This window comes from Acidimicrobiales bacterium (assembly GCA_035546775.1).
In the GTDB taxonomy this organism is placed as follows: Bacteria; Actinomycetota; Acidimicrobiia; order Acidimicrobiales; family JACCXE01; genus JACCXE01.
This window is the reverse complement of the sequence record DASZWD010000071.1, coordinates 35,828-50,779: the sequence shown is the minus strand read 5'-3', so window position 1 is coordinate 50,779 and position 14,952 is coordinate 35,828. Positions and strand designations below refer to the sequence as shown.

Genomic DNA, 14,952 nt, shown 5'->3' with positions numbered 1-14,952 from the left:
GCTCGGCGACGACGAAGTCGTAGTCGCCGAGCCGCAGCGCCCGCCGCCACGCGGCGCACGACGTGAAGTTCGTGAACTCGTGGTGCGCCCGGAATTGTCCGAGATACTCGACGCGTGTTTCGAAGTGCGGTCCGGTGAACGGATACTGGAGCGCGAGCCCGACGAGCGCCACCCGCGTGTGCGGCGGGACGAACCGTCCCCATGCGAACAGCTTCGCCCGCGGCGTCGACACGTCGGCGAAGCGGTTGCGCTCGAAGGCGTGTATCACGGGAAGACCCGCGATTAGCGCGACGACGGCGAGCCCGGCCAGGGCGCCGCGCCGCATCGCCGCCGGCAGCGAGACCGCCAGCAGCACGACGGCGACCAGTAGCGCGGCGACGGCGAGGGCGCGCAGTTCCACTCGCGGCGTGCTCAGCAACGCCGCGGCCACGAGGGCCACGCCGACGGCGGCGACGGCGTCCTGCTTGTCCCGCAGGAGCGGGAGCCCGGGCAAGAGGACGAACGCGGCGATAAACGCCGGCAGCGCGTAACGCAGGTTGTAGGCGAACAAGAACGCGTGCCCGGTGGTGTCGCCCGCAGTCGTCGGCGTAACCACATACGCCGCCACCGACGCCGCGATCGTCAGCGTGACCCCGACGAGCAACGCGCGGTGCGGGGTCGCGGCGTCGCTTCGGAGCGCGACCAGCCACGCCACGATCGCGAACCCGACGAGCAGGAGCACCACCGGCCACGCGACGCCGAAGAAGCGCAGGAGTCCTTGGGGTGCGCTGTGGAACACGAAGGCGTGCCGGCTCAGATTGTCGGCCACCGACGGGGCGGTGAGCTGCAGCAGCGTCATCGGCGGCGCGGGCAGGATGCCGGTGTGCAGCGTCGGCACGGGATTGCCGACCTGCACGAGATTGCGGACGAACCAGAACGCCCCACCGACGACGAGGCCACCGGTGAAGAGCGACGCGTCGACCAGGCGACGCCGGGTGAGCCACCAGATGGTCACCGCGAGACCGCCCACGGGGGCGACCATCGTCAGCTTGGTGCCGAGCGCGAAACCCGCCGCCAATCCGGCGAGCGCCAGTGCGGCGGGTGCCTCGGGCTCGTCGAGTCGGAACGCGAACGCGAGCGCGGCGACGAACAGCGTGATCGCCGTGAAGTCGCTGAAGGCCGACCCACCGATGCCGGCGGCGAAGAGCGGCGCCAGGAGGAGGATGCTGTAGCCGATGACCGCAGTCGCTCCGGCGGCGACGCGGCGGCCGGCGCAGTACGCGGCCAGGAGGCCGAGCACCATGGAGAAGAACGTGATGAAGGGCGATAGCACGTCGCTGCGCAGCGTCACCATGGCGATGGCGTGCAGCAGCTCGGAGTTGGCCGGGTAGTAGGCGGTGCCGGCGTTGGCGCTGGCGTAGGCGAGCGACGTCGTGCGATGGTCCTGGACGAACCGCACCGCCTGCGGGAGGTGGTACGACACCGAGTCGACGTCGAGGATCCCGTGACGGAGTGCGGTCCAGGAGCCGAGCGACCATTGCGCCGCGGCGAGGCAACCGGCGACGACCGCCAGTTTGGCGGCGAGGGGCAGGCCTTGCCACACGACGGTGCGCGGGCGCGCCGCTACGGGCCGCGCCGGCGCGGCGAAGCGGCGCGCGAGCACCACCGTCGCCGCCGCGGCCGCGACGCACGCGAGCGCCAGCGGTACGCGGCGGAACTGCCCGACGCAACCCACGGCTTCAGCGGTCACGACGAGGCCCGCGAGGGCGACAACGCACGCCGCGAGCGCGCGGTCCGCCGTCGGCCACCGCCCGCCGACCGTGCGCGCCACCGTCCGGCCTGCCCACGCCCACGGGCCAACGACGAGGAGGAACGAGGCGACCCCGGCGGCGTAGGCGGCGACGCTCACGCGGCGGCGTCCGCAGCGGTGGGCGTGGCGACGACGAGCATCCGATCACGGAAGTCGGGAGCGACGAGCCGTTCCGCCCAGCCGAAGCGCGTCACCGCGCCGACCGCGGCGCGGGCGACGGCGTCGGAGTAGCCGCCGAGACGCTCGACGTAGTAACGCAGCGAGAAGACCTTGGCGTGAGTGGTGACGAGCCGCACGTCGAAGCCGTGGCGCCTCAGGAGTTCGGTGAGCGAGGCGCGGCTGAAGTACTGCACGTGCATCGGCAACACCGACCACCAGCGGCGGCCGAGCACGCGCGCGACGCGGCTGCCGGCGTCGGGCAGCGTCAGCAGCAACGCGCCCTGCGGATCGAGCAGTTCCCTGACGGTGGCCAGCGCCGCGCCGGGGTCGACGAGGTGTTCGATCACGTCGCACATCGCCACGAGCCGGAACACGCCGCGGGGGAGTGCGAGGTCGTGCAGGTCCGCGGTGACGACGTCGAGCCCGCGGGCGCGCGCCCGCTCCGACGCCCAGCGCGACGGCTCGACGCCGGTCACGTCCCACCCGCGGGCGCGGGCCGCCACGAGCAGGGAGCCGGTCCAGCATCCGAGGTCGGCGAGCCGACCCGGCGTCACAAACCGCTCGGCGACGGCGAGGGCGCGCCGTGCGGTTTCCACCTGGCCGGCTTCCTCGCGCAGCGACACCGGGTCGGCGGTGTCGCCGTACGACTCGGCGAGCACCTCCTCGGCGGGCGCGGCCGCGAGACTCACGTGCCCGCACGACCCGCACCGCAGTGTCGCTGCGAGCGTGGCGCCGAACTGCTCCGAACTCGGGCGCAGGTCGTCGGCGGCCGCAGTAGGTAGGCCGGTCCAGCGCGTCGCTGCGTCGGTCCCGTGACACACGGGGCACGCCCACGTCATGCCGGGCGCGGCGCGTGGGCGCGGGCGCGCGCGATACCGGCGGCCACCAAGCCGGTGCGGATCGCCTCGCTCATGCCGCGATCCTGCGGGTAGATCTGCGCGGTCGTGCTGATCGTCAGGCCGTCGAGGTGCGTCGCCGCCGGCGGGATCTTCGACGCGTATCCGCGCGTGACGACGGGCGCAGCGTACGGCGTCTTGAACGGGTGCGCGGCGAGTACGTCGCGGCGATCGAAGCCGGGGAACGTCGCGGCGAGCGCGTCGATCCAGCGCTGTGTCTCTTGCGCCGGGTCCGCGTGAGCCAACGGCTCTTCGGCCGTGAAGTAGCGACTCAGGTACACGACGTGGCGCCCGCCGTAGTCCGCCGCCGGGATCATGTTCGTGTGTTCGATGATGCCGCCGAACGGAAGGCGGGCGTCGCAGACGTTGGTCCAGTAGGCGTCGGTCAACGGCCGCGCGAGCTCGAGCACGACGCACTGCACGCCGAGCGCGTCGATCGCCGTCCATCGCGCGTCGTGATGCTGCGCCGGCACCAGAGACGCGAGCCCGTTGAGCGTCCCCGCGAAGACAACGTGATCGAACGCGAGCGTCTCGCCGCTGACGCGCACGCCGACCACGCGCGTGCCCTCGACCACGATCGACTCCACCGCGCAGCCGAGACGGACGTCGACGCCGCGCGCCCGCAGATCGGTGTCGAGTGCGTCGAAGAGGCGACGAAAACCCCCGCGGAGGTATCCGAGCTTCTCGCGGCCGGCGCTGCGCGCCGCGGCGCGTTGCTGGAAGCGTCCCCACATCCACGCTGCCGGGACCGCGGGCGCGGCGGAACCGAACTTGGCGCGCAGCAGCGGATCCCACACGAGTGTGCCGGCGCGCGGGCTGGTGTAGGCGGTGAGCCAGTCGCGCGCTGCTACGTCGTCGAGCGCTTGCCAGTCCTTGACGCGCCCGAGCCGGAGCGCGCCGACGCCGGTGCGCAGGCGGTCGACAAACGGCAGCGGCCGGAAGCGCAGGAGGTCGAGCGGCGACGTGAAGGGCCACGGCTTCCCGTCGACGAATACGCCCATGTTCGTGGCGTGCCAGTCGAGGTCCGCGCCGAGCCCGAGTTCGTCGATAAGGCCAATCACGTGGTGCTCGTGCGGGAACACGTGGTGGTAGAAGCATTCGAGCGGCGTGCCGCCGACGGCGAAGCTCACGACGAGCCCGCCGAGCGTGGGCGAGCGCTCGAGCAAGGTGACTTCCGCTCCGTCTCCTGCGAGCCGGCGCGCCGCCGCGGCACCGCCGATGCCGCCGCCGACCACCGCCACGCGCCACGTCACGAATCGGGTCTCGGCTGCATGAGGTCGCCCGCGCGACCCGGTCCGACGCCGCGCAGGCGGCCCCGCATGCGCACCAGTTCGTACAGGGCCCGCGCCACAACCTTGGGGTGGGCGCCGCGGGGCGATCCGGCCAGGCGGGGGTAGTGCCGCACACCGAGTTCCACGATGCTGCGCCCGGAGCGCCCGACCTTCACCATCAGCTCGGTGTTGACCATGGCACCGACGCTCTCGAGGTCGATGTCTTCGAACACGTCGCGGCGGAACAGCTTGAAGGCGCAGTCGATGTCGCGCACGGGGACGTAGAACACCACCCGGACCAGGTGATTCCAGGCCCACGCCGCGAGGCGCCGCAGCGGCGGATCCTGACGGTTGATGCGGTAGCCCGCGACCACGTCGACGGTGGCGGCGAAGGGCAGGAACGCCTCCAGCTCGTTCAGGTCGAACTGGTTGTCGGCGTCGGTGAAGAACACCAGATCCATTGTGGCGGCGCGGAACCCGGTTCGCAGTGCTTCGCCGTACCCACGGTTGAACGGATGAGAGAGCAACTTGACGCGGGTATCGGCCGCAGCCGCGGCGCGCACGACCGTCGCCGTGCCGTCGGTCGACCCGTCGTCGACGACGAGGATCTCGTGGTCGCGGCAGAGGCGGTCCGCCACGGTGGTGGCCGACTTCAGCGCTTGTTCGATGTTTGCCTCCTCGTTGAGGGCGGGCAGCACAATCGAAATCGAGAACGAGGAGGGCCCCGGCGTCGTGTTCGCCACCGGTAGGACACTAAACGGCTGGTGTGCCCAGTTGCGCGTCCTCTGGCTCTGTGGTGAGAGCGTCCGCCCGCGTCACACATTCGTCACGCTAAGTTCACGACAAAACCAAACGGGCTGGGGCGACAGGAGAGAGCAACTATGAGTGCTACGTCCCGAGCAAGAACCGTCGCGAAGGCGATGGCCGCGATCCTCGCTCTTTCGCTCCTCGCTGCCGGGTGCGGCTCGGACAACAAATCCAGCAGCGACGGCGGAGGTGCTTCGGTCTCGACCGAAACGCCCAAAGCGGGCGGCAAGCTCGTGATGGGTGTCGAGGCGGAAGTCGACGGTTTCGATCCGACGCAGAACCGCATGGACGTCACCGGTCTGACCTACGCGTCGATCGTCTACGACTCGCTCGGGACCTTCGGCAAAGACGGCAAGGTGCACCCGTACCTCGCCGAGTCGATTGACCACAACGCCGACTACTCGGTGTGGACCGTCAAGCTGCGCCCGAACGTGAAGTTCAGCAACGGTGACCCGCTCACGGCCGACGACGTCGTGGCCGACTGGACCGCCCACCTCAAGTCGCCGCTCACCAGTCCCGCGATCGCGGGCTACCTGAAGTCCGTCACCAAGGTCGACGACCTGACGGCGCAGTTCACCATGGCGGGCCCGTGGGTGCCGTTCCCGAGCTACCTCACCGGCCAGTTGGGCTTCGTGTTCTCGCACAAGATGCTCGACGACCCCAAGAACGCGCCCCGCAACCCGATCGGGACGGGCCCGTTCATCCTCAAGGAGTGGGTCCCGGGCAATCACATGATCGCCACCAAGAACCCGAACTACTGGCAGAAGGGCCTGCCGTACCTCGACTCCGTCGAGTTGCGCCCGATCGTCGAGACCCAGTCGCGTGAATCCAGTCTCAAGGCCGGCACCATCGACCTCATGCACTCGTCCGACGTGCAGACGATCAAGGACCTCAAGGGCAACGGGTCGATCGCCTCGATCACCGACGAGAAGGTCGCCGGCGAAGGCGAAGAGCACTTCATCATGCTCAACACCGCCAAGGCGCCGCTCGACGACGTGCGGGTGCGCCAAGCGCTGGCCTACGCCACCGACCGCAAGCGGGTGAACGACACCATCGACTTCGGTCTCACCCCCGACTCGACGGGCCCCTTCGGCAACGTCGGCTCGGCGTTCCACGGCGACACCGGCTACCCGAGCTTCAGCCTCCAGAAGGCCAAGGATCTCGTGGCGGCGTACGAGAAGGACAAGGGCGTCAACACGATTTCGTTCGAACTCGGTACGACCAACACGGGCCGCAACCTCCAGGACATGTCGCTCATCCAGTCGATGTGGAAGGACGCCGGCATCAACGTCACCATCAAGCAGGTCCAGCAGAGCGAGTACATCCTGAACGCGCTCAACGGCGCCTACGACGCCTACGACTGGCGGCAGTTCGGCGAGCCGGATCCTGACGCCGACTTCGTGTGGTGGACGTCCAAGACGGCGTCGCCGATCGGTCAGCTGGCGCTCAACTTCGCCCGCAACAAGGACCCGCAGGTCGACGCTGACCTGCTGAAGGGCCGCACGTCGCCCAACGACGCCGACCGTAAGGCGGCGTACGAGGACATCGCCAAGCAGTTCGGCACGAAGGACTTCCCGTACCTGTGGCTCGGCGAGACGGCGTGGCAGATCGCCTTCAAGCCGAAGGTGAAGGGCGTGACCAACTGGACGTTGCCCGACGGCGCCGCGGGCGTCGACCACACCATCGGCGGCTTCTTCCTGCTGACGCACGTGGGCGTCAACTAACCAGCCTTCGTGCTGCGCTCATTCGCCGGGAAGGTCCTGTACCTCATCCCGGTACTGATCGCGGTGACCGCGCTGTCGTTCCTGCTGCTCAAGCTGCTGCCGGGCGACCCGGCGGTCAACATTCTCGGACCCAGTGCAACGCCCGCCGCCGTGCGGGCGTTGCACAAGTCCCTGGGTCTCGACAAGCCGGTGCTCTCGCAGTACTGGCACTTCGTGTGGAACGCGCTGCACGGTGACTTCGGTCGCTCGTACCAGAACAACCAACCGACGCTCGAGGCGCTGCGCCAGCGCTTGCCCGTCACCCTTGAACTGCTGGTGCTCTCGCAATTTTTGGCGCTCGTCGTGTCGATTCCGCTGGCGATCCGGGCGGCAACTCGGCCCGACGGCTTGCTCGACCGCATCTCGACGGGCGTGTCCTTCGGGTTCCTGGCGTTGCCGTCCTACGTCGTGGGCGTCGTGCTCGTGCTGGTGTTCGCCGTGCAGTTCCACCTCTTCCCGGCGACGGGGTACGTGCCGCTGACGCAGAACCCGGTCGAGAACCTGCGATCGCTCACCCTGCCCTCGATCACGCTGGCGGTCGCAGAGTTGGCCACGTACATGCGGCTGTTGCGCGCCGACATGATCATGACGCTGCAAGAGGACTTCATCACCATGGCGCGGGCCAAGGGCATGCCACCGTGGCGGATCTTGTGGCTCCACGCGTTCCGCCCGTCGAGCTTCTCGCTGGTGACCGTCGCCGGTTTGAACTTCGGCCGCCTCATCGGCGGCACCTTCATCGTCGAGATCCTCTTCGCGCTGCCCGGCATCGGCGAGTTGACGGTGCAATCGATCTTCAGCGCCGACTACCTCGTCGTGCAGGGGACGGTGCTACTCGTGGCGGTGGGCTACGTGATGGTCAACTTCCTCGTCGACTTGCTGTACGTCGTCATCGACCCGAGGGTGCGTCATGCTGCCAGCGCCAGTTGACACCGACGCCACCGGCGTCGAGGCGTCGGCCAAGAAGCGGGTCCGCCTCGGCGTCATGTTCTGGCTGTCGATCGGATGGGTCGTCCTCATCATCTTCCTGGCGGTGTTCGCCGGGGTGCTGCCGCTGCCCGATCCGAATGCGCAGAAGGCGGCGATCAACCTCAACCCGTCGATCCATCACCTGCTCGGTACCGACTCGTTGGGTCGCGACATGCTGTCGCGGGTCATCTACGCGTCGCGGGTGTCGCTCACCGTCGGCTTCGCGTCGATCTTCCTCGGGCTCCTGGTCGGCGGTTCGATGGGTGTCATCGCCGGCTACTACCGCGGGCGCGTCGACCGGTTGCTCATGGGCATCGCCGACGTGATGCTGGCGTTTCCGGCGCTGGTGTTCGCCCTCGCCATCGTCACGTTCCTCGGTCAGAACCTGCGCAACGTGACCATCGCCATTGCCGTGATCTCGATCGCGCCAATCGCGCGGATCGTGCGCGCCAGCACCCTCACCTTCGCCCAGCGTGAGTTCGTGACGGCGGCGCGCACGCTCGGCGCCACCAACTGGCGCATCATCGTGCGCGAGATCCTGCCCAACGTCGCGATTCCGGTGGCGTCGTTCTCGTTCATTGCCGTCGCCCTGGCCATCGTGGGTGAGGGCGGGCTCGCGTTCCTCGGGTTGTCGGTCCACGCCCCGACGCCGACGTGGGGCGGCATGATCAACGACGGCCGCAGCTTCTTGCAGGATCACCCCAACCTCAGCCTTATCCCATCGACGGTGCTGTTCGTGACCGTGCTGGCGCTCAACTTCGCCGGTGACGCGCTGCGAGCCCGCTTCGACACCAAGGACGTGAGCGTGTGACCGAACCGCTGCTCGTCGTCGAGGATTTGTACACGCACTTCCGGACCGACCGCGGCATGGTGCGCGCCGTCGACGGCGTGTCGTTCACGCTCGAACGCGGCCAGACGCTCGGCATCGTCGGCGAGTCCGGTTCCGGCAAGACGGTGTTGTCTCGCTCGGTGATGCGGCTGCTGCCGCCCAAGAACGTCGAACACGGCGGGTCGGTGCGCTTCGAAGGTCGTGACTTGACGACGCTGTCGACGGAGCAGATGCGCGAGGTGTGGGGCGCGGAGATCGGCATGGTGTTCCAGGACCCGATGACGTCGCTCAACCCGGTCATGAAGATTGGCAAGCAGGTGACCGAAGGGCTGCGTGTCCACCTCGACATGGACAAGGACCGCGCCAACGAAACCGCCGTGGCGCTGCTGCGCAGCGTCGGTATCCCGGAGCCCGACCGGCGCATGAAGCAGTTCCCCTTCGAGTTGTCCGGCGGCATGCGCCAGCGCGTGACGATCGCCATCGCGATCGCGTGCGGCCCGAAGCTGCTCATGGCTGACGAACCCACCACCGCCCTCGACGTCACCGTGCAAGCGCAGATCCTGAATCTGCTCCAGGACAAGCAGCGCGAGCGTCACATGGCGATGATCCTCGTGACGCACGACCTCGGCGTCGTGGCCGGCCGCACCGATCACATCGCCGTCATGTACGCCGGCAAGATCGTCGAGAAGGCGCCGACAGCCAAGCTGTTCACCGAGATGCGCATGCCCTACACCGAGGCGCTCATCACCTCGATCCCGAAGACGGATCAGCCGAGCCACACCCGGCTGCCGGCGATCGGCGGTCGCCCGCCGGACCTCGTCAACCCGCCGCCGGGCTGCAACTTCGCGCCGCGCTGCCCGTACGCGCAGGACAAGTGCCGCGAGGAGGAGCCGCCGCTGGCGTCCGACGACACCGTGGGCGACGACCACGTCTTCGCCTGCTGGTTCCCGGTCGGCACGAAGAAGCAGAAGGCGCGTACGAAGTGACGTCGCTGCTCGAAGTCCGCGACCTCACCGTCGAGTTCCCGGCCGGACCGGGACGCAAGGTGCACGCCGTGTCGGGCGTGAGCTTCGACGTGCACCAAGGCGAAACGCTTGGCTTGGTGGGCGAGTCGGGCTGCGGCAAGTCGACGACGGGACGCGCCATCCTGCAGCTTCCCAAGCCGACGGGCGGATCGGTGCGCTACGACGGGCGGGAGCTGACCGACCTGCACGGCAACGACCTGCGGGCGGTGCGCCGCGAGCTGCAGATGATCTTCCAGGACCCGATCTCATCGCTCAATCCGCGCCGGCGCGTCCGCGACATCATCGCCGAGCCGCTCAACATCTGGAACATCGGCACCAAGGAAGAGCGCGAGGCCAAAGTGCTCGAACTGCTCGACGCCGTCGGCCTCGATCCCCGCGCCGCCGAGCGCCGGCCGCACGAGTTCTCCGGCGGCCAGTGCCAGCGCATCAGCATCGCCCGCGCCCTGGCGCTCGACCCGAACCTCATCATCTGCGACGAGCCCGTCTCCGCCCTCGACGTGTCGGTCCAGGCGCAGATCCTCAACCTGCTCGAGGACATGAAGCAGCGCTACAAGCTGACGCTCGTCTTCGTGTCGCACAACCTCGCCGTCGTGAAGAACGTCAGTGACCGCGTCGCCGTGATGTACCTCGGCAAGCTCGTCGAGCTGGCGCCGGCCGACGAGCTCTACAACCAGCCGATGCATCACTACACCGCCGCGCTGCTCGAGTCGATACCGGTCCCCGACCCGACGGTGCGTCCCGGCGCCGCGCCCGACGTCGTCGTGGGCGACCCGCCGTCGCCGATCGACCCGCCGTCGGGCTGCCGGTTCCGGACGCGCTGCCCGCGTGCCGAAGCGAAATGCGCCGAGGTGGAACCGCCCCTCGAAGAGTTGCGGCCCGGACATTTCGTCGCCTGTCACTTCCCGCTAGGAGTCACCGATGGCACCTGACAAAGCAACCGTCGAGCGCCTCGGCGCCATCGACCTGTTCCGTCGCTGCAGCAAGAAGGACCTCGAAGCGCTCGCCGCCATCGTCGAGGAAGTCGACGTTCCCGCCGGCACCGTGCTGTGCGACCAAGGGCGAGTGGCCGACGCCTGCTACGTCATCGTCGAGGGCGAGGCTGACGTGGCCGTCGGCGGCAGCGTCGTGTCGAGCGCCGGGCCCGGGCGCCCGATCGGCGAGATGGGCCTCGTCGACCACCTGCCGCGCTCGGCGACCGTGACGGCGCGCACGCCGATGCACCTCTACAAGATCAGCGCCGACCGGTTCGAAGACGTCTTGCGGACTTCGACGGTCGCCCGCGGTCTACTCGAGCACCTGAGTCGACTGGTGCGCGACCTGCAGGCCGGTCGCGGCAGCGTCGACATCTGAGTCGCCCCGGCCGCTCGCGGCGGCCACGATGATCTCGACGATCTCGTCGCCGATCAGTTCGTCGCGCTGGAGCAGCGCGTCGCGCAGGCCTTCGACGAGATGGCGATGGCTCTCGAGCGTGGCGCGCGCATCGTCGTGCAGTTGGCGCAGCAGCGCCTCGATGCGCTCGCGGCCATCCTCGGTCGACGACACCTTGGCCACGATGTTGGCCTGCGGCGTCTGGATGGCTTCGTAGGAGAAGAGGCTGCCGTCCATGCCGAGGCTGCCGATCATCATCGCCGCATAGGTGGTGGCGGCCTTGAGGTCGCTGCTCGGGCCTGACGTGATCTCACCGAAGAAGATTTCCTCGGCGACGAGGCCGCCCATGGCGATCATGATGAGCGAGCGCAGTTCGGACTCCGACTTCAAGAAACGCTCTTCCACGTCGGAGTGGGCGAGCAGGCCGAGCGCTTCCTTCCGCTTGATAATCGAGAGCACCTCGAGCTTGCGGCCCTTGCCCGCCAGCCAGGCGACGACCGCGTGGCCGGCCTCGTGGGTGGCGATCGTGCGCCGCTCGGCCTCGGTGTACTCGACGGGCTGGGCGAGGCCGATCTCCTCGGCCATCTTCGCCCGCTGCACGTCGGCCCACGACAAGCGATCGGCGCCGCGGCGCAGGGCCCACACCAGTGCCTCGTCGAGGATGTGCTCGATCATGACGGGGGAGTAGTGCGATGTCATGGCGGCGAGCGTGTCGCGCCGCGCCGGATCGTCGAGTTCGGCGTCGTGCTGCTTCTTCGACAGGTAGTAGTCGATGATCTCGCGCCGGCCGGTGCGGTTGGGCAGGTCGAAGTAGATGGAACGGTCGAAGCGGCCGGGCCGCAGGAGCGCGGGGTCAAGGTCGGCGGCGCGGTTGGTCGCGCCGATGACGAGGATGTTGGCGGGGACCGACCTGCGCTTGGCCATCTGTCGGTGTGGCGGCAGGAAGCGGTTGAGCCGCTCGACGAACCAGTTGTGGATGCGCACGCCGTTGGGCGGCGTGTCGAAGGACTGGAGCTGGATCAGCAGTTCGTTGACAACGCCCGTGACGCCTTCGCCACGGCCCTGGCCCATCCCAGCGCGGGATCCACCGACGGCGTCGATCTCTTCGATGAAGCCGATGGCGCCGCCCTCGCGCCGCGCCATCTCGCGCAACGCCTTGAAGTAGGAGCGGATCTTACGGTTCGTCTGGCCGTAATACATCGACTGGAACGCGGACGACGACACGAACAGGAACGGCACGCCGGCTTCCTTCGCCATCGCCTTGGCCATGTACGTCTTGCCGGTGCCGGGCGGGCCCTCGAAGAGGATGGCGCGGCGGGGCGTGCCGCCCATCGTCTCCTTGAAGGTCTTGTGGGCGAGGAACAGGTTGAGCGTCTTGACGACTTCTTCGACGAGGACGCCGGCGCCCTTGACGTCGTCGAAGGACGTCTCGATTTCGGTCGAGCGGAACAGCACGTGGGGCGAGCGCCCGGCGGTCAACAGGGGCGCCAACACGGCGACGCCGAGGATGACGACGAGCAGCAGCAGCGGCAGCGCCGCGCCGATCGTGGGTGGCAGGTGGAAGCGCGGCCACGGCGGGTTGCCCTCGACGATGCGCGACCACAACCAGACCAGGACGATGCCCCCGATGAAGGCGACCTTGCCGAGACGGCGGCCGCGGGTGCGCTCGCGGGCGACGGCCACGTCGGCTGTCCCGTCGGCGATGACGCTGCTGTTCGAGAGCAACTGAAGATCCACCGTTAGCCCCTTTCCGCGTGACGTGCGCGCCGCGCTACAAGAACCCGTCGGTGTGGTGCCCACTCAATTTAGGCGTCAGTCATCACATTTCGTGTTCCGGCGTCGATAGGACGGAATGGACAGATTGCGGGTCCGTCTGATTGTCGCGCTCGCCGTGATGGCGCCCATCCAGGTCGTCGGCCTGGGCCGAGCGGTTTCGGGTCGGGTTGCGCAGGGTCCCGCCTCCGAACTGGCGACGGTCAAAGCGGCGCCCGCCCAGCCGGTCGCGAAGCTCCTGCCGACGAGTCTGCCTCCCGGTTTCCGCGCGGTCGGGGCCGTACAGCCCCTGACAGTCCGGGACATAACGGCCAACACGGCCGATCCAAAGGCTGCCAGCGCCGAGTTGGCGCGCCTGGGCTTTCGCGCCGCGTCAGCGGCCACGTGGCTCGACAAGAACTCGCATCAGTTCGTCATCGTCGGCGTCACCGAGTTCAAGACGCCGGCCGGAGCGGCGGCGCACAAGTCGGCCGTCGCCCGGTCGTGGACGCAGGAGAAGCGTGCGCGGGTGCCCATCGCCGGCGTGACCGGCGCCGTCGCCGCCGAATACCACCCGGCGCAGCTGCCGGGGAAGTACCCGCAAGCCGGCTACTCGGTCGAGTTCCGGATCGAGCGCTGGGAGTTCAACCTCATCGTGGGCACGAACGTCGGTGCCTCCGGGGCCGTCGCCACGACGTCTGCGTTCGTGCAGGACATCGTGAACCGAGAGGTGGCCGCCCTGCGCCCGCGTCTGGGCCCTTACTTCCCAGCTCCGGTGACGGCGTCAGGCCTCGTGCTGCGCGATCGCATCTGCGCGTGTGGATTCATCGCCCCGGCGACGTTCGAACCACTCGCGCTCGACAAGAACCTGGCGGCCTCACTCGTCGACGACAAACTCGGCCTGATCTTTTCTGTCGCCGACACCGCGACCGACGGGGCCACGACTTTCAGTCTGTTCCGCACGCCGCGCACCGCGAGCGCCCGCACCACTGTGACGCAGGTGGCGACGCGCGCGGGGACGCCCGCGTCCGCCGTGCAAACCGTGCGTCTGTCGGTGGGCACGGCGTACCAAGTAGCGCACCGTCCCAACGCCGCCGGCCTCGGCAAGAACGCCGTCGAGACGTTCACCGCGTTCGACCGCAGCGGCTGGACGTACTTCGCCGTCGCGCTCTCGCTGCACCCGGCGGCCGACCAGGCGACGCTCGACGCGATCTTGCGGTCGGTGCGCGTGTCCTAGCGGCGGAAGGCCGCCAGATGCGGCCACAGTGCGTCGCCGGTCGTGCGGTAGTCGTACACCGAGCCGCCGATGGCGTTGCGTTCCGTCGCGGCGCGGCGGAACCCGTCCACGTCGGCTTCCGTCGTCGCGTCACCGATGCCGCCCACCGGATGCACGTAGGCGTTGGCGTTGCCCAAGTCGGCGCGGAGGCGATCGATGTTCTCGGCGGTGTAGCGGTAGCCATCGTGGTAGCCCGACGCCACGGTGCGCGACGTCCAGTAGTCCATCGGCATCCACGCGTCGAAGGCGGGCGCGAGATCGCGGTACGGGAAGCCCGGCCAGAACGCGGGGTTCACGACTTCCATCTGGACCGCCGGCATGACGACCGCCGCGAGCGGCACCTGCGGGAGGTGCTGGCGTAACGCGACACTGAGGTCGACAAGACGACGATTGCGTTCCGCGGTGTCGCTCACGACTCGGCTCTCGATGTCGACGCCGATGCCCTCGACGCCAAGCGCGTGCATGGCGAGCATTTTGCGCAGGTCGAGCAGCGGATCTTCGAAGGACGGCGCATACCAGGCGATCACGCCCATGCCGTCGGCGTGGGCGCGGTCGATGAGCGGGTGGAGGAGCTGCGGGTCCACGATCAGCGTCTGCGACTTGGTCTTGGTCGCCTGGATGTAGAGCGTCTGCACGCCCAGCTTCGCCATGCGGTCGACATCGTCCGGACCGACCGTCGGCTTGCCGCCCGTGTACTCGTTGCTCCAGTCGTAGACGTCGACCCACGCACCGAAGCCGGCGAAGGCCATGGGGTTGCCGGGGACCAGGGGTGCATTCGTACGCAGGATCGGCGGCAGGGTCGTGGGTGGCGTCGTTACGGCGGCGGCTTGGACGGGCGCGGGCGGCGGAGGAGGTGCGGTGGTGGTCGTCGTGGGCGGCAGCGTGGTGGACGTCGTCGAGGTGCTGGTCGTGGTCGTGCGCCCGGGTGGGGCGGCCACGACCGGAGTCGAACGATCAGCGTGGAAAACGGCCCCGGTCACGCCGATCAACGTCAACGCGACGGACGCGGCCAACAGTCGCGTCTTCACGGCATGGCAGGGTGCCATGTTCG

The 14,952-nt window shown here is 68.8% G+C and carries 13 protein-coding genes; 7 read left to right on the top strand and 6 right to left on the bottom strand.

All coding sequences use genetic code 11. The annotated features are described in order from the left end of the window. The 4 genes from VHC63_17640 to VHC63_17625 form a co-directional block, all read right to left on the bottom strand. Positions 1-1,888 (bottom strand): hypothetical protein (locus tag VHC63_17640; protein ID HVV38437.1); only part of this gene is annotated, 1,888 nt, incomplete at its 3' end. Then, complete coding sequence (locus VHC63_17635; GenBank protein ID HVV38436.1) at positions 1,885-2,637, bottom strand: class I SAM-dependent methyltransferase; 753 nt, start codon at positions 2,635-2,637, stop codon at positions 1,885-1,887. The genes VHC63_17640 and VHC63_17635, both read right to left, overlap by 4 nt. 146 nt (positions 2,638-2,783) lie before the next feature. Further along, the gene (locus VHC63_17630) at positions 2,784-4,097 is read right to left on the bottom strand and encodes an NAD(P)/FAD-dependent oxidoreductase (protein HVV38435.1); all 1,314 of its coding nucleotides are present in this window, start codon (positions 4,095-4,097) and stop codon (positions 2,784-2,786) included. Beyond that, a complete protein-coding gene (locus VHC63_17625) occupies positions 4,094-4,858 on the bottom strand; it encodes a glycosyltransferase family 2 protein (protein ID HVV38434.1) in 765 nt (254 codons plus the stop codon). Before VHC63_17625 ends, VHC63_17630 begins: the two co-directional genes overlap by 4 nt. Before the next feature lie 177 nt (positions 4,859-5,035). Between VHC63_17625 and VHC63_17620 the strand changes: the two genes are divergently transcribed. From VHC63_17620 to VHC63_17595, 6 genes are read left to right on the top strand one after another with little or no spacing between them, the layout of a single operon-like run. After that, a complete protein-coding gene (locus VHC63_17620; GenBank protein HVV38433.1) occupies positions 5,036-6,646 on the top strand; it encodes an ABC transporter substrate-binding protein in 1,611 nt (536 codons plus the stop codon). Between the two features lie 9 nt (positions 6,647-6,655). Beyond that, positions 6,656-7,612, top strand: a complete 957-nt coding sequence (locus tag VHC63_17615; GenBank protein HVV38432.1) for an ABC transporter permease — start codon at positions 6,656-6,658, stop codon at positions 7,610-7,612. Continuing rightward, on the top strand, positions 7,593-8,462 hold the full coding sequence (locus VHC63_17610; GenBank protein ID HVV38431.1) for an ABC transporter permease: 870 nt from the start codon (positions 7,593-7,595) through the stop codon (positions 8,460-8,462). Before VHC63_17615 ends, VHC63_17610 begins: the two co-directional genes overlap by 20 nt. Then, positions 8,459-9,466, top strand: coding sequence for an ABC transporter ATP-binding protein (locus VHC63_17605; GenBank protein HVV38430.1), 1,008 nt, complete (start codon positions 8,459-8,461; stop codon positions 9,464-9,466). The genes VHC63_17610 and VHC63_17605 overlap by 4 nt, the downstream gene beginning before the upstream one ends. Further along, on the top strand, positions 9,463-10,434 hold the full coding sequence (locus VHC63_17600; protein ID HVV38429.1) for an ABC transporter ATP-binding protein: 972 nt from the start codon (positions 9,463-9,465) through the stop codon (positions 10,432-10,434). The genes VHC63_17605 and VHC63_17600 overlap by 4 nt, the downstream gene beginning before the upstream one ends. Then, the gene (locus VHC63_17595) at positions 10,424-10,855 is read left to right on the top strand and encodes a cyclic nucleotide-binding domain-containing protein (GenBank protein HVV38428.1); all 432 of its coding nucleotides are present in this window, start codon (positions 10,424-10,426) and stop codon (positions 10,853-10,855) included. The genes VHC63_17600 and VHC63_17595 overlap by 11 nt, the downstream gene beginning before the upstream one ends. On the opposite strand, the gene VHC63_17590 is transcribed toward VHC63_17595, so the two are convergent. After that, complete coding sequence (locus VHC63_17590) at positions 10,790-12,610, bottom strand: AAA family ATPase (protein ID HVV38427.1); 1,821 nt, start codon at positions 12,608-12,610, stop codon at positions 10,790-10,792. The genes VHC63_17595 and VHC63_17590 overlap by 66 nt on opposite strands. Before the next feature lie 382 nt (positions 12,611-12,992). On the opposite strand from VHC63_17590, the gene VHC63_17585 reads away from it, so the two are divergent. Next, a complete protein-coding gene (locus tag VHC63_17585; GenBank protein HVV38426.1) occupies positions 12,993-13,862 on the top strand; it encodes a hypothetical protein in 870 nt (289 codons plus the stop codon). Here the strand turns inward: VHC63_17585 and VHC63_17580 are convergent. Further along, a complete protein-coding gene (locus VHC63_17580) occupies positions 13,859-14,929 on the bottom strand; it encodes a hypothetical protein (GenBank protein ID HVV38425.1) in 1,071 nt (356 codons plus the stop codon). The genes VHC63_17585 and VHC63_17580 overlap by 4 nt on opposite strands. Positions 14,930-14,952 lie beyond the last annotated feature (23 nt).

What these genes read in the sequence shown, in the direction of transcription:
- VHC63_17595 (HVV38428.1), top strand. Translation starts at nt 10,424, where the DNA reads ATGGCACCTGACAAAGCAACCGTCGAGCGCCTCGGCGCCATCGACCTG.
- VHC63_17610 (HVV38431.1), top strand. Translation starts at nt 7,593, where the DNA reads ATGCTGCCAGCGCCAGTTGACACCGACGCCACCGGCGTCGAGGCGTCG.
- VHC63_17620 (HVV38433.1), top strand. Translation starts at nt 5,036, where the DNA reads ATGGCCGCGATCCTCGCTCTTTCGCTCCTCGCTGCCGGGTGCGGCTCG.